Source organism: Janthinobacterium sp. BHSEK (assembly GCF_056174685.1).
Genome location: NZ_JBWBYV010000017.1, coordinates 1 through 19,579, shown reverse-complemented (window position 1 = coordinate 19,579; position 19,579 = coordinate 1). Strand labels below are relative to the sequence as shown.

The 19,579-nt window shown below is 60.7% G+C and carries 19 protein-coding genes and 1 other RNA gene; 5 read left to right on the top strand and 15 right to left on the bottom strand.

Annotated features, from left to right (window positions below):
• Positions 1 to 16: 16 nt before the first annotated feature.
• The 12 genes from lapB to gyrA all read right to left on the bottom strand — a co-directional run bounded on the left by lapB (position 17) and on the right by gyrA (position 13,836).
• A complete protein-coding gene (gene lapB / locus AC0V2Y_RS07995; protein WP_034782020.1) occupies positions 17 to 1,192 on the bottom strand; it encodes a lipopolysaccharide assembly protein LapB in 1,176 nt (391 codons plus the stop codon).
• A 46-nt stretch (positions 1,193 to 1,238) separates the two neighbouring features.
• The gene (locus AC0V2Y_RS07990; protein ID WP_077400759.1) at positions 1,239 to 1,541 is read right to left on the bottom strand and encodes a LapA family protein; all 303 of its coding nucleotides are present in this window, start codon (positions 1,539 to 1,541) and stop codon (positions 1,239 to 1,241) included.
• A gap of 240 nt (positions 1,542 to 1,781) precedes the next feature.
• Positions 1,782 to 2,087, bottom strand: coding sequence for an integration host factor subunit beta (locus AC0V2Y_RS07985; RefSeq protein WP_008446215.1), 306 nt, complete (start codon positions 2,085 to 2,087; stop codon positions 1,782 to 1,784).
• A gap of 20 nt (positions 2,088 to 2,107) precedes the next feature.
• A complete protein-coding gene (rpsA, locus tag AC0V2Y_RS07980) occupies positions 2,108 to 3,820 on the bottom strand; it encodes a 30S ribosomal protein S1 (protein ID WP_071650172.1) in 1,713 nt (570 codons plus the stop codon).
• Between the two features lie 118 nt (positions 3,821 to 3,938).
• Positions 3,939 to 4,607, bottom strand: a complete 669-nt coding sequence (cmk, locus tag AC0V2Y_RS07975; protein ID WP_475415707.1) for a (d)CMP kinase — start codon at positions 4,605 to 4,607, stop codon at positions 3,939 to 3,941.
• A gap of 15 nt (positions 4,608 to 4,622) precedes the next feature.
• Positions 4,623 to 5,978: a 3-phosphoshikimate 1-carboxyvinyltransferase gene (gene aroA / locus AC0V2Y_RS07970; RefSeq protein ID WP_475415708.1), complete on the bottom strand. Its 1,356-nt coding sequence runs from the start codon at positions 5,976 to 5,978 to the stop codon at positions 4,623 to 4,625.
• 18 nt (positions 5,979 to 5,996) lie between these two features.
• On the bottom strand, positions 5,997 to 6,905 hold the full coding sequence (locus tag AC0V2Y_RS07965; protein ID WP_475415709.1) for a prephenate dehydrogenase: 909 nt from the start codon (positions 6,903 to 6,905) through the stop codon (positions 5,997 to 5,999).
• 4 nt (positions 6,906 to 6,909) lie between these two features.
• Positions 6,910 to 8,016, bottom strand: a complete 1,107-nt coding sequence (gene hisC, locus AC0V2Y_RS07960) for a histidinol-phosphate transaminase (RefSeq protein WP_475415710.1) — start codon at positions 8,014 to 8,016, stop codon at positions 6,910 to 6,912.
• A gap of 128 nt (positions 8,017 to 8,144) precedes the next feature.
• A complete protein-coding gene (gene pheA, locus AC0V2Y_RS07955; RefSeq protein ID WP_475415711.1) occupies positions 8,145 to 9,215 on the bottom strand; it encodes a prephenate dehydratase in 1,071 nt (356 codons plus the stop codon).
• 82 nt (positions 9,216 to 9,297) lie between these two features.
• On the bottom strand, positions 9,298 to 10,389 hold the full coding sequence (gene serC / locus AC0V2Y_RS07950; RefSeq protein ID WP_475415712.1) for a 3-phosphoserine/phosphohydroxythreonine transaminase: 1,092 nt from the start codon (positions 10,387 to 10,389) through the stop codon (positions 9,298 to 9,300).
• A 27-nt stretch (positions 10,390 to 10,416) separates the two neighbouring features.
• Positions 10,417 to 11,001, bottom strand: coding sequence for a DUF2059 domain-containing protein (locus AC0V2Y_RS07945; protein WP_475415713.1), 585 nt, complete (start codon positions 10,999 to 11,001; stop codon positions 10,417 to 10,419).
• A 156-nt stretch (positions 11,002 to 11,157) separates the two neighbouring features.
• Positions 11,158 to 13,836 (bottom strand): DNA gyrase subunit A, encoded by a 2,679-nt coding sequence (gene gyrA, locus AC0V2Y_RS07940; protein ID WP_475415714.1) that lies wholly within the window; start codon positions 13,834 to 13,836, stop codon positions 11,158 to 11,160.
• A gap of 656 nt (positions 13,837 to 14,492) precedes the next feature.
• Here gyrA and ompA point away from each other — a divergent pair.
• The 5 genes from ompA (at position 14,493) to AC0V2Y_RS07915 (ending at position 18,025) form a co-directional block, all read left to right on the top strand.
• On the top strand, positions 14,493 to 15,203 hold the full coding sequence (ompA, locus tag AC0V2Y_RS07935) for an outer membrane protein OmpA (protein ID WP_475415715.1): 711 nt from the start codon (positions 14,493 to 14,495) through the stop codon (positions 15,201 to 15,203).
• A 127-nt stretch (positions 15,204 to 15,330) separates the two neighbouring features.
• The gene (gene ubiG / locus AC0V2Y_RS07930) at positions 15,331 to 16,026 is read left to right on the top strand and encodes a bifunctional 2-polyprenyl-6-hydroxyphenol methylase/3-demethylubiquinol 3-O-methyltransferase UbiG (RefSeq protein WP_230538500.1); all 696 of its coding nucleotides are present in this window, start codon (positions 15,331 to 15,333) and stop codon (positions 16,024 to 16,026) included.
• Positions 16,027 to 16,094: 68 nt separating this feature from the next.
• Positions 16,095 to 16,799 (top strand): HAD family hydrolase, encoded by a 705-nt coding sequence (locus AC0V2Y_RS07925; protein WP_475415716.1) that lies wholly within the window; start codon positions 16,095 to 16,097, stop codon positions 16,797 to 16,799.
• Positions 16,800 to 17,012: 213 nt separating this feature from the next.
• Positions 17,013 to 17,373, top strand: a transfer-messenger RNA (tmRNA) gene (gene ssrA / locus AC0V2Y_RS07920).
• 349 nt (positions 17,374 to 17,722) lie between these two features.
• The gene (locus tag AC0V2Y_RS07915; protein WP_475415717.1) at positions 17,723 to 18,025 is read left to right on the top strand and encodes an HNH endonuclease; all 303 of its coding nucleotides are present in this window, start codon (positions 17,723 to 17,725) and stop codon (positions 18,023 to 18,025) included.
• Between the two features lie 229 nt (positions 18,026 to 18,254).
• Here AC0V2Y_RS07915 and AC0V2Y_RS07910 read toward each other — a convergent pair whose 3' ends face one another.
• The 3 genes from AC0V2Y_RS07910 to AC0V2Y_RS07900 all read right to left on the bottom strand — a co-directional run.
• On the bottom strand, positions 18,255 to 18,767 hold the full coding sequence (locus AC0V2Y_RS07910) for a hypothetical protein (protein WP_475415718.1): 513 nt from the start codon (positions 18,765 to 18,767) through the stop codon (positions 18,255 to 18,257).
• Positions 18,768 to 18,842: 75 nt separating this feature from the next.
• Positions 18,843 to 19,142 (bottom strand): hypothetical protein, encoded by a 300-nt coding sequence (locus AC0V2Y_RS07905; RefSeq protein ID WP_475415719.1) that lies wholly within the window; start codon positions 19,140 to 19,142, stop codon positions 18,843 to 18,845.
• A 207-nt stretch (positions 19,143 to 19,349) separates the two neighbouring features.
• Positions 19,350 to 19,579: transposase (locus AC0V2Y_RS07900; RefSeq protein WP_475415720.1), on the bottom strand; the 230-nt coding region annotated here is incomplete at its 5' end.

Sequence of the window (19,579 nt, the reverse complement as noted above, 5' to 3'; positions counted from 1 at the left end):
AGGTGACGTGTACGAATCAGTTCATGACGTTAAGTTCTTCTGTGCGGCGCGGCGGGTAGGTTTCCCACTTGTTGCAGCCAGGGCAGTGCCAGTAGAACTGGCGCGCCTTGAAGCCGCAATGGCTGCACTGGTAGCGGGCCAGCTTCTGCGTGTAGCCGTGCACGAGGTTTTTCACCATCGACAGTTCCGACCAGATGGCGGCAGGCGCATCCATCATGCGCGCTTCCAGCAGCTTATCCAGGCCCAGCAGGGTCGGCGTGCGGCGCAGCTCGGCGCTGACCAGCTGCTTCGCCGCTTCCACGCCGTCGAGCTCGATGACGGCCTTGAAGACGACTTCGATCAGGTCGATCGACGACGCCTCTTCCAGGTAGGAGCGCAGCAGGTTGACGCCTTCCTGCGCGCGGCCCACCTTGGTGTAGCCATCCATCAGGCGCTGCGCCACCAGGGCCACGTGCGGCACGCTTTGCTGCTCCACGCGGCGCCAGGTGGTCAGCGCGCCTTCCACGTCGCCGCGCGCCAGCAGCACGTCGCCCGTCAGAATGGTGGCGCGCACGCTCTTGCGGTCCGTCTGCAGGGCTTTTTCCAGCAGCGGCATGGCGTCGTCCGGCTTCATGTGCACCAGCGCGTCATGCGCCAGTTCGCAATAGAACTGGGCGATTTCCTTCTGGCGCGCGCCGGCGCCCGATTCCTGCAAGCCCACGGCCGCTTCGATGGCGCGTGGCCATTCCTTTTCACGCTGGTAGATTTCCAGCAGCGCGCGGCGCGCCTGGGCCGCATATTGCGTGTCGACCAGGCTGTTGAAGGTTTCTTCGGCGCGGTCCAGCAAGCCCGCCTTCAGGTAATCCATGCCCAGCTCGTAGGCGGCGTGGCCCTGCTGTTCCAGCGGCAAGTCCGGGCGCGCCAGCAAGTTCTGGTGCACGCGGATGGCGCGTTCCGTTTCGCCGCGGCGGCGGAACAGGTTGCCCAGCGCAAAGTGCATATCGGCCGATTCCGGGTCCAGCTTGACGACTTCGATGAAGGCGTCGATGGCCTTGTCGTGCTGCTCATTGAGCAGGAAATTCAAGCCCTTGAAGTAATTGCGCGGCAGGCTGCGCGATTCGGACACCAGTTGATGAATGTCCACGCGCGCGGCAATCCAGCCCAGCGCGAAAAACACGGGGATACCCAAGAGCCACCAGAGTTCAAAATCCATGCGATTGTTTTTATTCGAGTAAGAGAGATAGGAGCGACGGCGGCGCTTACTGCGCGCTCACGCTGTCCGGTTGCGGCTGGACATTGCTGGCCACGCCAACGGTCTGCAGCGCGGCAATGGTGGTTTTTTGCTTGCTCGCTTCGCGGCGGTGACGGAACACGGTCGGCGTCAGGGCCAATACGCCCAGGCTGGCGCCGGCGACAAAAAAGCCCAGCAGCATCAGGACCAGGGGGCCGCGAATTTCATAATTGAGGAAAACATGCAGGTCGACAACCTGCGCATTCTTCAGTGCAAAACTGAAGAACAGGACGAAAAGAACACAGCCAACGATGGTGGAGATGATTTTCATCGATAGGTCCAGAGTGAACAAAAAAATGCCCGTGCCACATGGCACAAACGTAGAGTGCTGATCAAACCGTAGCGAGCGGCAGTGATTTGTGGCCAAGAAGCGCAACCGTACTGAAGTACGGTGAGCATCGCCGGCCGCAAAGCGCGACGCGCAGTAGGTTTGAGCAGTGCTCTACAGCATATTAACAAAAAAAAGCGGCATCCAAGGACGCCGCTCTTTATGTCGCCTTCCAGCAGACGATTAATCCTCGATGATCGGTTGCCCGACCATCGCGTCCACCCGCTCGCGCAACTGTTTGCCCGGTTTGAAGTGGGGTACCCGTTTTTCAGGAACCATCACCTTGTCGCCGGACTTCGGGTTGCGGCCGATGCGCGGGGGCCTGCTGTTCAGGGCAAAACTGCCAAAACCGCGGATCTCGATACGCTGACCAGTCGCCAGGGCGTTGGTCATCGCATCGAGAATGGTCTTGACGGCATACTCCGCATCTTTCGCCACCAGCTGAGAATAACGCTCAGCGAGGCGGTTGATCAGCTCGGACTTTGTCATCTGCCAGTATCCGCGAAGTCTTAGTTCTTGTTATCGAACTTAGCTTTCAACAAGGCGCCCAGGCTGGTGGTGCCCGAAGCTGCGTTGTTGTCGGTAGCTGCCATCTTCTGCATGGCTTCCTGGGTTTCCACGTTGTCTTTCGCTTTGATCGACAGTTGGATACCACGGGCTTTGCGGTCGATGTTCAACACCATTGCTTCGACGGTGTCGCCGACTTTCAGGTGCGTACCAGCATCTTCAACGCGGTCGCGCGAGATTTCGGAAGCGCGCAGGTAGCCTTCGACTTCTTCGGACAGTTGGATCACGGCGCCTTTAGGCTCAACCGATTTAACGGTGCCGGTTACCAGCGAGCCTTTGTCGTTCATGGCTGCGAAGTTGTTGAATGGGTCACCTTCCAGTTGCTTGACGCCCAGGGAAACGCGCTCGCGCTCAACGTCGATGGCCAGAACGATGGCTTCCAGTTCGTCACCTTTCTTGAAGCGACGCACGGCTTCTTCGCCGGTTTCGGTCCAGGACAGGTCGGACAGGTGCACCAGACCGTCGATGTTGCCGGCCAGGCCGATGAACACGCCGAAGTCGGTGATCGATTTGATCGCGCCGCGGACTTTGTCACCTTTCTTATGGGTAACACCGAAGTCGTCCCATGGATTGGCTTTGCACTGTTTCATGCCCAGCGAGATACGACGACGCTCTTCGTCGATTTCCAGAACCATCACTTCTACTTCGTCGCCCAGTTGGACAACTTTGTTAGGAGCAACGTTTTTGTTTGTCCAGTCCATTTCGGAAACGTGTACCAGACCTTCGATACCCTGTTCCACTTCAACAAACGCGCCGTAGTCGGTCAGGTTCGTTACTTTACCGAACAGACGGGTGCTTTGTGGGTAACGACGGGACAGACCGGTCCAAGGATCGTCGCCCAGTTGTTTCACGCCCAGCGAAACACGGTTTTTCTCTTGATCGTACTTCAGGACCTTGGCGGTGATTTCCTGGCCAACCGTCAGTACTTCCGACGGGTGACGTACACGGCGCCATGCCAGGTCGGTGATGTGCAGCAGGCCATCGATACCGCCCAGATCCACGAACGCGCCGTAGTCGGTGATATTTTTGACGACGCCGGTCACGACCGTGCCTTCTTTCAGCGTTTCCATCAGTTTCTGACGCTCTTCGCCCATCGAAGCTTCGATGACGGCGCGGCGGGACAGAACCACGTTGTTACGCTTGCGATCCAGCTTGATCACTTTGAATTCGAGGGTCTTGCCTTCGAATGGGGTGGTGTCTTTGACAGGACGGGTATCAACCAGCGAGCCCGGCAGGAATGCGCGGATGCCGTTGGTCAACACGGTCAGACCGCCTTTGACTTTACCATTGACGGTACCGACGACGATTTCGCCCGATTCCATCGCTTTTTCCAGAGCCAGCCACGAAGCCAGACGCTTGGCTTTATCGCGCGACAGGATGGTATCGCCGAAACCGTTTTCCAGCGATTCGATCGCCACGGAAACGAAGTCACCAACTTTGACTTCCAGTTCGCCGTGGTCGTTCTTGAATTCTTCGACAGGGATGAATGCTTCGGATTTGAGGCCAGCGTTCACGATCACGAAATTGTGGTCGAGGCGCACGACTTCAGCGGAAATAACTTCGCCGGAGCGCATATCTTGACGCGACAACGATTCCTCGAAGAGCGCAGCAAAACTTTCCATACCGGTAGATTCGTTAGTTGTAACAGTAGACATAGGGTTCACACAGGTTATCCAGCAGAGATCGCACGATGCGACTTAAACTGGGTTAGGTTTTTGACACACCCGGACAGGCCAGGAGCCGTCAACGGGCACCACATAGCACAACAACACGCTATTTTGCTGCAGCTGCATACCATTTCAACACGGCTTCAACGGCATCATCTGCCGTCATTTCCGACGTATCGAGGACATGCGCCCCTTCAGCGGGGACCAGCGGCGCAATCGCACGGTGAGTATCACGTTCGTCCCGCGCCTGCAAATCCATCAGAAGGTCTTCCATATTAGCAGAAAAACCCTTGTCTATCAATTGCTTGTAGCGCCGTTGCGCGCGCGCCTCGACACTGGCCGTGAGGAACACCTTCAATTGGGCATGCGGGAAAATCACCGTGCCCATGTCGCGCCCATCGGCCACGAGGCCCGGCGTCTTGCGAAAACCCAGCTGCAAGCTGACCAGGGCCTGGCGTACCGTTGGCAACACGGCAATTTTCGACGCCGTGTTGCCGACTTCCTCGGCACGGATGTGCTCGGTGACGTTTTCCTGCGCCAGCAGGATCTCGCCATTGGCAAAGTGGCAAGGCAAGTGTTCAGCCAGCTTGGCCAGCGCGTGCTCGTCGCGCAAGTCCGTGCCGCGGCGCAGCGCGCTCAAGGCCGTCAGCCGGTACAGCGCGCCCGAGTCCAGGTAATGAAAACCCAGCTTGTCGGCCACGCGGTGCGCCACCGTGCCCTTGCCGGAAGCGGTGGGGCCGTCGATGGCGATGACTGGGATGGTGGAGTTCGGCATTGTATTATTTATCAATTAAATTAATGTATCTTTGGCAATCCCCGCGAAGGCGGCGAAATACTCGGGGAAGGTCTTGGCCACGCATTTCGGGTCGTTGATGCGCATCTCGTTGCCGCGGCGGGCGGCGCCGTCCAGCGAGGCGAGCGAAAAGCACATGGCCATGCGGTGGTCGTCATACGTGTCGATGGTCGCCGCCTGGATCTCGGCCGGCGGCGTCACGCGCAGGTAATCGGCGCCCTCTTCCACTTCGGCGCCCAGCTTGCGTAATTCCGTCGCCATGGCGGCCAGGCGGTCCGTTTCCTTCACCCGCCAGCTGGCGATGTTGCGCAAGGTCGAGGTGCCGTCCGCGTACAGGGCGGCCACGGCGATCGTCATGGCCGCGTCGGGGATATGGTTGAAGTCCATGTCGACGGCCTTCAGCACGCCGTTCGAGCGGGCCTCGATCCAGTTCTCGCCCATGGTGATGGTCGCGCCCATCTGCTGCAAGGCTTCGACGAAACGCACGTCGCCCTGGATGCTGTCGCGTCCCACGCCTTCCACGCGCACGGGGCCGCCGCCGATGGCGCCGGCCGCCAGGAAGTACGAGGCCGACGAGGCGTCGCCTTCGACGTGGATCGTGCCCGGGCTTTGGTATTGCTGGCCCGGCTGCACGGTGAACGACTGCCAGCCGTCATGCTCGACCGTCACGCCGAAGCGGCGCATCAGGTTCAGGGTGATCTCGATATACGGCTTCGAGATCAGCTCGCCCGTGACATCGATGGTGACCGCATGGTCGCGCGCCATCAGCGGCGCCACCATCAGCAGGGCCGTCAGGAACTGGCTCGACACGTTGCCGCGCACGGCGATGCGCTGCGCGTGGATGTGGCCGCGGCGGATGCGCAGCGGCGGGAAGCCCTGCTCGCCCGTGTACTCGATCTGCGTGCCGACGGCGTTCAGCGCGTCGACCAGGTCGCCGATGGGGCGCTCGTGCATGCGCGACACGCCGTGCAGGGTGTAGTCGCCGCCGATCACGGCCAGCGCAGCCGTCAGCGGGCGGATCGCCGTGCCGGCATTGCCCATGAACAGGTCCGCCTCGTGGTGAGGGAACGCGCCGCCGCAGCCTTCCACGTGGTGCACCTGGTGCGCCGTGGCCGGGTCGCCCGTCAATTCATCCTGCGTCCATTTGACGCCCAGCGACGTCAATGCCGTCAGCATGACGAAGGTGTCGTCGGAGGCGAGCAGGTCGATGATCTTCGTCGTGCCCTTGGCCAGCGCGGCCAGCAGCAGCACGCGGTTGGAAATGCTTTTCGAGCCGGGCAAGCGCACCGTGCCTTCGGCGTGCATCACCGGCTTCAGATCGATATGGTGGGGGTAGTGCTTGGTCTGGGTCATGCTGGAATCCTTGAGTATTTATCGTGTGGGCGCGGCCGGTATTTCCGCCGTTTCGATCGCCTCGATCCATTGCTGCCGCGCGTGCTGGGCGTTCGCATACACGCCCTCGATGGCGGCGCCGTCGTGCGCGGCAAGATGGGCGCGCAAGGTCGTCAACTGCGCCAGGTAGGCGTCCAGTTCATGCAGCAGCGCCGGCTGGTTGGCCAGGCTGATGTCGCGCCACATCTCCGGCGATGAGCCGGCGATGCGCGTAAAGTCGCGAAAGCCGCTGGCCGCGTATTGGAACAGCAGGCCCGCGTGCGGTTTGTTGGCGATGTCGTCGACCAGCGCAAAAGCCAGCAGATGCGGCAGATGGCTGACGGCGGCAAACACCTTGTCATGTTCTTCGGGGCTCAAGGTGTGCAGGATGGCGCCGCAGGCGCGCCACGCGGCCGCCACCCGTTCCACATCGGCGGCGCTATTTTCCGCCAGCGGCGTGAGCACCACCTTCTTGCCTTGATATAAATCAATGATGGCCGCATCGGGGCCATTCGTCTCGCGTCCCGCAATCGGGTGCCCGGGCACGAATTGCGCCACCTTGCCACCGAGCGCTGCGCGCGCGGCCGCCACCACGTCGCTTTTCGTGCTGCCCGCATCGGTGACGATGGTGCCGGGCCGCAGGTGCGGCGCGATGGACGCCAGGATGGCGCCCGTCTGCGCCACGGGCGCGGCCAGCAGCACCAGGTCGGCGCCAAGCAAGGCAGCAGCCATGTCGCCGCCGATCTCGTCGATGATGCCCAGCTCGAGCGCGCGCGCCATCGAGGCCGGCGAGCGGCCCATGCCGACCACCGTGCCGACAGCGCCCGCGTGCTTCAGGGCACGCGCGAACGAGCCGCCGATCAGGCCTACGCCAAAGATAACGACCTTGTTCAGTGCAGGCGTCGTCATACGGTCAGGCCAGCGCTTTCGTCAGCGCGGCGATGAAGATGGCGTTTTCCTGCGGCAGGCCGATGGAAATGCGCAGCCATTGCGGCAAGCCGTAGCTGCCGACGGGGCGCACGATCACGCCCTGCTTGAGCAGCGCCAGGTTGACGCGCGCGCCTGCCGCATCATCGTCTCCCACTTTGACCAGCACGAAATTGCCGTGCGACGGCACGTATTCCAGGCCCAGTTGCGCAAACGCTTCCGTAAATTGCTGGTAGCCGGCCGCGTTGTTGCGCGCGCTTTGTTCGAGGAAGGCCTTGTCGTTCAGGGCGGCAATCGCGGCCGCCTGCGCCAGCGAGTTGACGTTGAACGGCTGGCGGATGCGGTTCATCAGGTCCGTCAGCACCGGTTGGGCGATGGCAAAGCCGATGCGCAGGCCGGCCAGGCCATACGCCTTCGACAAGGTGCGCGAGACCACCAGATTCGGATACTGGCGCACCCACGCCGTCGACTCGTACTGCTCGTCGGCCGAGAGGAATTCGTTGTACGCCTCGTCGAGCACGACGACGACGTGCGCCGGCACTTTCTTGAGGAAGGCTTCCAGCTGCGCGGCCGTCAGGAAGGTGCCGGTCGGGTTGTTCGGATTGGCGATGAAGACCAGACGCGTGTCGTCGGCGATCGCCGCCGCCATGGCGTCGAGGTCATGGCCGTAGGCTTGCGCCGGCACGACGATGTGGCGCGCGCCCAGGCCTTGCGTGGCCAGCGCGTACACGGCGAACGAGTATTGCGAGTACACGACGGACTGGCCGTGCTCGACAAACGCGTGCGCGGCGATTTCCAGGATGTCGTTGCTGCCATTGCCCAGGGTGATCCAGTCGGCCGGCACGTCGTAGCGCTTCGACAGCACGGCTTTCAAGTCGAAGCCGTTGGCGTCCGGGTAGCGGCCCAGATCATCGATGGCGGCGATCATCGCCTGCTTTGCCGATTCCGGCATGCCGTACGGATTTTCATTCGACGCCAGCTTGACGATGGCTGCCTCGTCGAGGCCGAATTCGCGCGCGACTTCCGCGATCGGTTTGCCGCTCTGGTAAGGGGCGATGGCGCGGACGTATTCTGGACCGATATTTTTAGACATGGTGCTCTTTAAAAGTTGGTGAATGATTAGGCTGATGGCTGTTGTTGTTGGGTTACGCTGCGCTAACCCAACCTACAGCTTACCGTAGGTCGGATTAGCACAGCGTAATCCGACACCAGTCAACGAAGTCACAGACTGACCGGATACGACCCCAGCACCTTGAAAAACGCCGCATTGCTCTGCAGCTCGGCCAGCGCCTGGGCGACGGCCGCGTCCTGCACGTGGCCTTCCACATCGACATAGAAATAATACTCCCAGCTGCCCATGCGCGCCGGGCGCGACTCGAAGCGCGTCATCGATACGCCGTGCTTGGCCAGGGGCGCCAGCAGCTGGTACACGGCGCCCGCCTTGTTCGGCACGGCCAATACCAGCGAGGTCTGGTCCTTGCCCGACGGCGCCGTCTGCAAGGTGCCCACGACGGCAAAGCGCGTGCGGTTGTGCGGGTCGTCCTGGATATGTCCCTTGACCACGCCCAGCTTGTACTGCGCGCCGGCCAGTTCGCTGGCAATCGCCGCGACGCTACCGTCTTCGCCGGCCATGCGGGCCGCTTCCGCGTTCGAAGCCACGGCGTAGCGCGCGACGTGCGGATAATTCTGGTTCAGCCACACCTGACACTGCGCCAGCGCCTGCGAATGGGCGCAAATCGAGGTGACGCCGTCCATGTTGCCGCTCTTCGTCATCAGGCTGTGGTGCACGGCGATCGCCACCTCGCCGCTGATGATGAGGCTCGTCTGCAGCATCATGTCCAGCGTGCGGTTGACGGCGCCTTCCGAGGAATTTTCGATCGGGACCACGCCGAAGTCCGCCGTACCCGCCTCGGCGGAACGGAACACTTCATCGATGGACGCGCACGGCAAGCCTTCGACGGCGCTGCCGAACTGCTGGTACACGGCCTGTTCGCTGAAGGTGCCGGCCGGGCCAAGGTAGGCCACGGTGACGCGCTTTTCCAGCGAGCGGCAGGACGACATGATTTCGCGGAAGATGGTCTGCACTTCGCGATCGCCCATGGGACCGGGATTGCGCTCGGCCACGCCGCGCAGCACCTGCGCCTCGCGCTCGGGGCGGAACACGGGCGCCTGCGTCTCGGCCTTCACGTGGCCCACCTGCTGGGCGATTTGCGCGCGGCGGTTCAGCAGTTCGAGGATTTGCGCGTCGATCGCATCGATCTGTTCGCGCAGCGGTTTCAATTTATCGGTCATGGTTGTTTGTTTCGTCAGCTGTACTTCAATCATTGCCGCGCGGCCTGCGCCGGCGGCGGGCCGGCGCGGTCGCTTAAGCGACTCAGCGTCCGGCAAACTCGTTCAAATAGGTGACCAGGGCTTGCACGCCCTCAATCGGCATCGCGTTATAGATCGATGCACGCATGCCGCCGACGGACTTGTGGCCCTTCAGTTGCAGCAGGCCGCGCTGCTTGGCGCCGGCCAGGAATGCGTCGTTCAGACTTTCGTCGCGCAGATAGAACGGGATGGTCATGCGCGAGCGGTATGCGGGGTCGACCCGGTTCTGGTAGAAGTCGTCCGCATCGAGCGCCGCGTACAGCAGCGCCGCTTTCTCAATATTACGCTGTTCCATGGCTGCAACGCCACCCTGGCGTTTGAGCCACTGGAAAACCAGGCCGGCGATATAGATGCCGTAGGTGGGCGGCGTGTTGTACATCGACTCATGCTCGGCCACGATGGTCCAGTCGAAAGCCGACGGGCAGATCGGCAATGCCTTGCCCAGCAAGTCTTCGCGCACGATGACCAGGGTCAGGCCGGCCGGGCCGATATTTTTCTGCGCGCCGCCGAAGATCACGCCGTATTGCGACACGTCGATCACGCGCGACAGGATGTGCGAGGACATGTCGGCCACGATGGTGGTGCCTGCCGGCACGTTCGGCGCCTGCTGGAATTCCACGCCGTCGATGGTTTCATTGGTGCAGATGTGCAGGTAGGCCGCGCCCAGCGTCAGCTTCCATTCGGCGACGGGCGGCACGCCCGTGAAACGGGCAGCCTTGGACGACGCGGCCACGTTCACGCTGGCATACTTGGCCGCTTCCTGGATCGACTTGCCCGACCACGAACCCGTGTGCACGAAGTCCACGGTGGCCGGCTGCTGCGCGGCCAGGCCCACCAGATTCATCGGGATGATGGCGTTCTCGCCCAGTCCGCCGCCCTGCAGGAACAGGATTTTATAGTTCTCGGGCACGGCCAGCAGCTCGCGCAGGTCGGCCACCGCCTGCTGGTAGATCGAAATGAATTCGGGACCACGGTGACTCATTTCCATCACCGACATGCCGCTGCCATGCCAGTCCTGCATTTCAAAGGCCGCTTGCGCCAGCACTTCCTTGGGCAGGACGGCGGGGCCGGCTGAAAAATTGTAGATATGGGTCACGATACGGTCCTTGGCAAAATGGGAATCTTATTGGGGCGACTGCGTGGCCGCCCGCATGACCTGGTCAAGCACGGCGTTCACGCGCGGGATCAGCACGCGCTGGCTGATGGCCATCGACTCGGCCGACAGTTGCGGCATGGTGGCCAGCATCTTGCGTCCCAGCGGCGTCTTGTAGAAGGCCGTCAGCTGCTCGACTTCCGGCACCGTGTAAAAACGCGCGTACAGGGGCACCATCTCGTCGCCCAGCTCGTCGATCAGGGTCGGGTCGGCCAGTACCTGCGTCAGGGTGGCGATGGCGAGGGGGATTTCCTCCTCGGCGCTGGCCAGCGCGCGCGCCTTGCGCTGATCATCCAGTTTCGGGTTGCTGTTGATTTGCTGCTGCGCCGACTGGCGTATCATGGCCGGCACCGATTGCAGCATCTGATCGAAGATGCTGCGCGTGAGCTGCGGGAACTGCATCGCGTCGAGCATGCGCCGCACGGCCACTTTCATGGCGGGGCTGGGCGCCGCCTGGCGGGCGGGCGTGGCTTGCGTGCTCTGGGCCAGGGCCGGCAGGGTCGCAAGAAAGGCCAGCGAAAACGCGGCGAAGAAGGTGGCGACGATTTTTCTCATGGCATGCGGGATGTTGAATGACTGGTAAAAGGGCACTGCCGGCGATGCATGTCGGCTTACGCCCGACGGGCTAAGCCGACCTACGAAATTGTGCTGGCGGCGCCAGGAAAAGGCACGCCAATAGCAATTGGGGCTCCCGAAAGAGCCCCAATCATCTTACTCCGGCTGGGCCGGGTCGACAGGATCGGCTGGTTCGGCCGCTGCCGGTGCGGCATCCGTGCCCGCCTCCGTCGTCAGCTCGACTTCGTCGATATCCGTTTCCACCACGCGCTGCAGGCCGGACAGCTTGGTGCCGTCTTCCACGGCGATCAGGGTCACGCCCTGCGTCGCGCGGCCCATCTCGCGGATTTCCGACACACGGGTGCGGATCAAGACGCCGCCGGTGGTGATCAGCATGATTTCATCGCTGGCATCGACCAGTGTCGCGGCAACCACTTTACCGTTGCGCTCGCTGGTCTGGATGGCGATCATGCCTTTCGTGCCACGGCCATGGCGCGTGTACTCGGTGATCGGCGTACGCTTGCCGTAGCCGTTTTCCGTGGCCGTCAGCACCGACTGCTGCTCGTTCTCGGCCACCAGCAGCGCGATCACGTGCTGGCCTTCTTCCAGGTTCATGCCGCGCACGCCGCGCGCCGTGCGGCCCATCGGACGCACATCGTTTTCGTCGAAGCGCACTGCCTTGCCCGAATCGGAGAACAGCATCACGTCGTGCTGACCGTCCGTCAGCGCCGCGCCGATCAGGAAGTCGCCGTCGTCCAGGTCGACCGCGATGATGCCGGCCTTGCGTGGATTGCTGAAGTCCTTCAGCGGCGTCTTTTTCACGGTGCCGAGGCTGGTCGACATGAACACGTAATGGTCTTCCGGGAACGTGCGGTTCTCGCCCGACAGCGGCAGGATCACGGTGATCTTTTCGTTGTCCTGCAGCGGGAACATGTTGACGATCGGCTTGCCGCGCGAATTGCGCGAGCCTTGCGGCACTTCCCACACCTTCAGCCAGTACATGCGGCCACGATCCGAGAAGCACAGGATGTAGTCGTGCGTATTGGCGATGAACAGCTGGTCGATCCAGTCTTCCTCTTTCGTCGCCATGGCCTGCTTGCCGCGGCCGCCGCGCTTCTGTGCGCGGTATTCGGTGATCGGCTGCGCCTTCATGTAACCCGTGTGCGACAGGGTCACGACCATGTCCTGCGGCGTGATCAGGTCTTCCGTCTCCAGGTCGGTCGCGTTCAACTCGATCTGCGAGCGGCGCACGTCCTTGTTGCCGGCGCCGTATTCGTTCTTCGCCGCCGTCATTTCATCGGTGATGATGACGGTGACGCGTTCCGGCTTGGCCAGGATGTCGAGCAAGTCGGCGATATGTTCCATCACGTCCTTGTACTCGTTGACGATCTTGTCCTGCTCCAGGCCCGTCAGGCGCTGCAGGCGCATCTGCAAGATTTCCTGCGCCTGGTCGTCCGACAGCTTGTACAGGCCATCGGCCTGCATGCCGTAGTGCTTCGGCAGGTTTTCCGGACGGTAGGCATCCACGCCGCCCGGCGTCGTGCCGTCGCCCGTACGGGCCAGCATTTCGCGCACGACGGACGAATCCCAGGCCTTGGCCATCAGCTCGACCTTGGCGATCGGCGGCGTCGGCGCGGCCTTGATGATGGCGATGAAGTCATCGATGTTGGCCAGCGCGACAGCCAGGCCTTCGAGCACGTGGCCGCGTTCGCGCGCCTTGCGCAGTTCGAACACGGTACGGCGCGTGACCACTTCGCGGCGGTGCGACAGGAAGCATTGCAGCATCTGCTTGAGGTTCAGCAGCTTCGGCTGACCATCGACCAGGGCCACCATGTTCATGCCGAAGGTGTCTTGCAACTGGGTCTGCTTGTACAGGTTGTTGAGCACCACTTCCGGCACTTCGCCCCGTTTCAGCTCGATCACCACGCGCATGCCCGACTTGTCGGATTCGTCGCGGATGTCGGAAATGCCGTCGAGCTTCTTGTCGCGCACGTTTTCAGCGATGCGTTCCAGCAAGGATTTCTTGTTGACCTGGAATGGCAGTTCGTCGACGATGATGGCGATGCGGCCGCCGTCCTTGCCGTATTCCTCGAAGTGGGTCTTGGCGCGCATGACGACGCGGCCGCGGCCCGTGCGGTAACCGTCGCGCACGCCGGACACGCCATAGATGATGCCGGCCGTCGGGAAGTCCGGCGCCGGGATCAGCTCGATCAATTCATCGATCGTGCATTCGGGGTTGCGCAGCACGTGCAGCGCGCCGTCGATGACTTCGGTGATGTTGTGTGGCGGAATGTTCGTCGCCATGCCGACGGCGATACCGGACGAGCCGTTGATCAGCAGGTTCGGGATACGCGTCGGCAAGACCGTCGGCTCCTTTTCCTTGCCATCGTAGTTGGGCTGGAAGTCGACGGTATCCTTGTCGATATCGGCCAGCAGCTCGCTGGCGATCTTGTCCAGGCGGCACTCGGTGTAACGCATCGCCGCGGCGCCGTCGCCGTCGACGGAACCGAAGTTGCCCTGGCCGTCGACGAGCATGTAGCGCAGCGAAAAATCTTGCGCCATGCGCACCAGCGTGTCGTAGATCGAGGCATCGCCGTGGGGATGGTATTTACCCATGGTTTCGCCGACCACGCGGGCGCACTTGACGTAAGGGCGGTTCCACACGTTATTCATTTCATGCATCGCGAACAAGACGCGGCGGTGCACTGGCTTCAAGCCATCGCGCGCATCGGGCAAGGCACGGCCGACGATCACGCTCATGGCGTAATCGAGGTAGCTCTTGCGCATCTCTTCTTCGAGGGAAATAGGAATTGTTTCTTTTGCGAATTGATCCATTGGCGGTTCGACTGATCTCAGGCTGTGGTTAACTTATCTGTTACGCAATGTATGACGCAATACTGCATATCCTGGGTGGCTGTCGTCGTGGACGCCGCGCCGCGCGCTGCTGGCGCGGCCCGGCTTCCATGTCGCAGAGTGCCAGAACAAATCGGCGGGCTGGCGGCACGGCCAGTACGGGTACCGCAAGGGTAGGTGCTGGCCATGCAGTGCCGCCGTGGGCATTTGCCCGGCACTCTTAACAGTCAAGCGCACGATTTTAGCATGCGCGCCCAGCTACCTGTACAAATTGGCCATACCGGCAAGATTGGCAGTTTGCGCCGGGGCCGCGCATATTGACCTGTCGATAATGCACAATGGCAATATCAGTTCAAGACACCTGCCCTTAAAAGAGGCAAAAAAAGCGATCAATTGTTACAGGTGCGTTACAAATGGGCATTTTCGTTGCGCAAAAACAACGCACGGTCTAAAATCGGGCAAGCTTTGATTTAACCACGGTCGTGTGCCCCTGATGCGTGTGGCAAAATGACTGGGAAGTTAATTGCTAGTTTCGCAATCTGAAACGAGCGCATATGGTCTACATGATAAAATCTTGGCACGTAGCACCAGTAGCGCAGTGTTGTTCTGCGGATATCACCCCCCGAAAGGAAAAAAGAATGAATAAATTTGTAACGCTGTTTTTCGCTGCATCCGCAGTGATTGCTGGCTCGGCTTCGGCCCAAACCCCAACCTCCCCACCATTCGCGCCAGTTACCACTGACATCAAAGCACCAAGCCCAAAAAGCGCTTACGTGCAAGATGCCCGCGGCGTAATCGTGCGTGACCCATTCGGCCTGTGCTGGCGTACCGGCTACTGGACACCTGCTGACGCAGTGCCAGGTTGCGACGTGCCACTGTGCGTAGAGCCAGAAACCCTGCAAGACGGCAAATGCGTAGCTCCTCCAGCACCAGTCGTACCAGCACCGGCACCAGTCGTTGTTGCGCCAGTACCAGTCGTCGTTGCTCCTACCTCGGAAAAAGTCAGCTTCGCTGCTGATGCATTCTTCGATTTCGACAAAGCTACGCTGAAGCCAGAAGGCAAAGCCAAGCTGGACGAGCTGTCCGCACAACTGGGCGGCATCAACCTGGAAGTCATCATCGCTGTGGGTCACACCGACTCCGTCGGCACCGATGCTTACAACCAAAAACTGTCGGTACGTCGTGCTGATGCTGTCAAAGCCTACCTGGTCACCAAAGGCGTTGAAAGCAACCGCGTGTACACCGAAGGCAAAGGCGAGAAACAACCTGTTGCTGATAACAAAACTGCCGAAGGCCGTGCGAAAAACCGTCGCGTGGAAATCGAAGTTGTTGGTACCCGCAACAAGTAATAGCTGAACTCCTGGACTTGCCGCAAGTCATCGCGCAAGTCAAGAACAGCATGAAAAACCCCGCCACGGCGGGGTTTTTTTTCGTCCGTGGCTGCCCAATTGTAAAATTGCCGCTATTATTCGACCTATGAACGCCGACCCTCTCGAAATCCAAAAATTCAGTGAGCTGGCCCACCGCTGGTGGGACCCCACTTCCGAGTTTCGTCCCCTGCACGAAATTAACCCCCTGCGCCTGGAATGGATCAACGCGAAAGTGCCGCTGGCCGGCAAGCGCGTGATCGACATCGGCTGCGGCGGCGGCATCCTGGCCGAATCGATGGCCCGCAAGGGCGCCGACGTGACGGGCATCGACCTGTCCGACAAGGCCTTGAAAGTGGCCGACCTGCACAGCCTGGAGTCGGGCGCCAAGGTACGCTACAAGCTGATCGCCGCCGAAGCCATGGCCGAGGAAGAGCCGGGCCAGTACGACGTCGTGACGTGCATGGAAATGCTCGAGCACGTGCCAGACCCCGCCGCCATCGTCAAGGCTTGCGCCACGCTGGTGAAACCGGGCGGCCACGTCTTCCTGTCGACCCTGAACCGCAACCCGAAAGCGTACCTGTTTGCCATCCTGGGCGCCGAATACCTGCTGCGCCTGCTGCCGAAAGGCACGCACGACTATGACAAATTCATCACCCCGGCCGAACTGTCGCAATACGTGCGCAGCGCCGGCCTGGACGTCAACAGCATGCGTGGCATGGGCTACAATCCACTGACCAAGATTTACTCACTTAATAGCGATACCAGCGTCAATTATTTGGTCGCCTGCACCCGGCCGCTGTAACCATCACGCACAATACAAGGCGGCTGCGGCCGCCATTTTTCATTCCCACTTGACACAATTTGCCCGCCATGATCACTGACCATCTGCCAGCCCCGCGCGCCATCCTGTTCGACCTCGACGGCACCCTGGCCGACACCGCGCCCGACCTGGCAGCGGCCATCAACCTGCTGCGCGCGCGCGCCGGCCTGGCGCCGACCCCGTATGACATCCTGCGCCCTACGGCCTCGGCCGGCGCGCGCGGCATGATAGGCGCGTCGTATGGCATCGCCCCTGGCGAAAGCGGCTACGAAGCCCTGAAAGACGGCTTCCTGAACAATTACGAAGCGGCCCTGGCGGTGGAAAGCCGTTTATTCGACGGCATCCCCGCCATGCTCGACGGCCTGCAGGCGCTGGGCCTGGCCTGGGGCGTGGTCACCAACAAGGCCGCCCGCTTCACCGACCCGCTGGTGGGCCAGATCGGCCTGGGCGGCGCCGGCTGCGTGATCTCGGGCGACACCATGGCGCACCCGAAACCCCATCCCGCGCCCCTGCTGGAAGCGGCGCGCCGCCTGGACCTGGCGCCGGAAGACTGCTGGTACGTGGGCGACGACCTGCGCGACATCCAGGCCGGCCGCGCCGCCGGCATGCGCACGGTCGCCTGCGCCTGGGGCTACTGCGGCCCCGTCGAGCCGCAACACTGGAACGCCGACCACCTGCTCGATACGCCGCAAGCGTTGCTGGAACTGGTGACTGGCGTGGTGAAGGCGGCGCAGGAGCGGCAGCTGGCGGCTTGAGGCGCATGCCTTACGTCGAGAGCACGAATGCATCATGCAAGAGTGGGCAGATTGCGCTGTAATGCAGGTTCTGTGGGGACGACCTGGTTTCGACGTGGGTTGCAAAGCAGCACACGGCATGCGGAGGGCTGGCCACCTCGTAAATACAACCACTACATTACCGCGAATGCATCATGCAAGAGTGTGAAGATTGCGCTACAATGAAGGTTCTGTGGGGACGACCTGGTTTCGACGTGGGTTGCAAAGCAGCGCAGGGCATACCGAGGGCTGGTTACCTCGTAAATACACCCAGAAAAAACTTAACTGCAAACGATAACTCGTACGCACTGGCAGCTTAATCGCTGTTAGCTCTAGAACACCTCGTCCCTGGGGTGGGCCGTCAAAAGCTCTAGAGTCATTTACAGGGACTCGTCGTATGCTGGGTTACTTAGCGTCCGACTAAATAATAGGTAACTCGCTTGCCCATAACGTGCACATCCGTGCTGGCTGAGTTAAATTAAATGATAGTGCTAAGTATGTAGAACTGTCTGTGGAGTGCTTGCGGACGCGGGTTCGATTCCCGCCGTCTCCACCACTGAATAAATAAAAGGGCTTCCCCGTTTTGGCGGGGAGGCCCTTTTTATTTATTCCATGCATGCAGAACGCGGGCGTCGAATCCGCGTCCGGTACGGGCGCGGGGGTTTTGCGGGGCCTTCGGCGAGCGCAGCTCGGCGCCGCAAAACCGGGTTGCGCTTGCAAGCGCAACCCTCTCCGATTCTTCCGGCTAGCTCTTGCGCCGCAGGCGGTTTTTCCTAACAACAACCTTAGCGGCTCAGACTGTGTGCGAATGCCGGACCTGACCCTCGCTCCGTGCCCCTCGCTCCGCTCGCTCCATCAGGGGCCAATGATATAGTGGCGGGAATGTATACACTGAAGGAAATCGCATGAAAAACGACGCAAGCGCTCGCCCGCAAACAAACCAGGCACCGGCCAGACTCAGCAAAGGGGACTTCGTCACCGCACTGCGCAAGCTGCTGCAAGAAGCAGGAAAGGCCGGCGAGACCAGCGTGGACGTCCGCGCTGCGAACCTGCACACCGACGTTGGCGTTTATCCCGCGCGCGGCCACTCGATGCCGACCTGTTGCACGGTAATGTATGAAGAGATGCAGCCGGGTGACGAGATACTGCTGACGCCACCCGGCGGCAAAGGACCTACGCTGCTGGTACGGTATAAATTCCCGCGCTGAGGATCGCGGCCTTAGGCTACTGATGGCGATTCGCAGCGCTAATCGGCTCCGTCCGCTTCCACCCCACACGTCCGGGCAGGCCGGACTTCATAACAGCGACCTCGGCAGCCCAGTCTCATTGTGTTTTCGGGTCATGACGATTGATGGTGCCTGGACTGCGACAGTTTCGGCGTCGTTACCGCCATCAGTATTGCTTGATACGGCCACTTGGACAGAAAAATCCCATGCATCAATGCAGCCGCGCCGAAGGCGTCGAATTGAATGGTTCAGATCTCTTATGGAACATAAAATACGCAAATGGCACAAAGTAGAACACTAGCCAGTGCCCGGAGAAACCACGCACTTGATTTACCTTGAAAGTGGAATACTCCACGGCGGTCAGTTCGCGAATGAAATTTCCACGGTTCAATAGCACAAATTTCCCGTCAACGATCGAAGGAGTGCCGCCCGCCGCTTTCATCATGAAGAGTGCAAAATTCACCAATGCGTAAGCAGAAATACAGAGTCCCAGTCCGACCACCCACTTTGGAAAAGCTGCGCGTAGTTCAGCGAACGTTGGTTTGGGGCCGAGTGACTTTCGACTGGAGAAGACAAACGGAATGAACACAACGAAAATGCCGACGTGCAGCCACCAGATCGCAGGAAACTTATCAGACACATTGACTCCCATCAATGCCGCAATGTGCACAATCAGTGCGCTTGCAAAGCCAATTAGTGAGGCAAAGCCAAGAGTTTGGTTCATAGAATCGGTTTGCATATAGCGTAAAGATGTCGGTCTGCAACTAAATTCATAAGTGATGCAACTTCATAAAGTATATTAACTGTCCGGCTTACGTCCTGTGAAAAAAGGCCAAGCAAACACCACAATGCCTGCAACGGCACATCCGGCCAGGCTAACGGCGACACCAAAAATGTACCACGCCACATCGACTCCGTGACTGTAGAGCGTTCCGACAAATAGTCCACTCACTAGCCAGACTAACGCCGCTAATTTAAGCAGAAAATATTTTACTTTACCGATGGGACGATTAAGCCGCATTTGTTGAATAGCGGCCATGCCCATGACTAAACAAGCCACACCAGCCGCAATTATCAAGCGTGAAAACGAATGCTCCATGTCGCAACCTGACTTGTAGCTGAGCCAGCGGGCCCAGAGATTAAAACAGCGAGGGGCTTAAATCCAGCAGCCAATTATCGCTTGCCACTACGTCGCCGGCTTGAGTCTGCACTACGGAACCTGTGCGACCAGACGAATTGGCGAGTGTCCGCCCCAACGCGGATCTTTCAGCGATGGTACGGTTGCCACAAAGACGCCTTAGAACGCCTAACAAAACCGCTGAATGTATCTCCAGCAGATGAGTATGCAGGCAAGCGAGAGGAATGCCTGATGGATATCGGCACGGCGCTCGTAGCGGATGCGTAATCGGCGGAAGCGGTGCAGCCAGCCCAGCGTGCGTTCGACCACCCAGCGCCATTTGCCCAGGCGTTCGCGCGACTCGATGCCATAGCGGGCTATGCGTGGAGCGATGCCACGGCTGCGCAACCAGGCCCGAT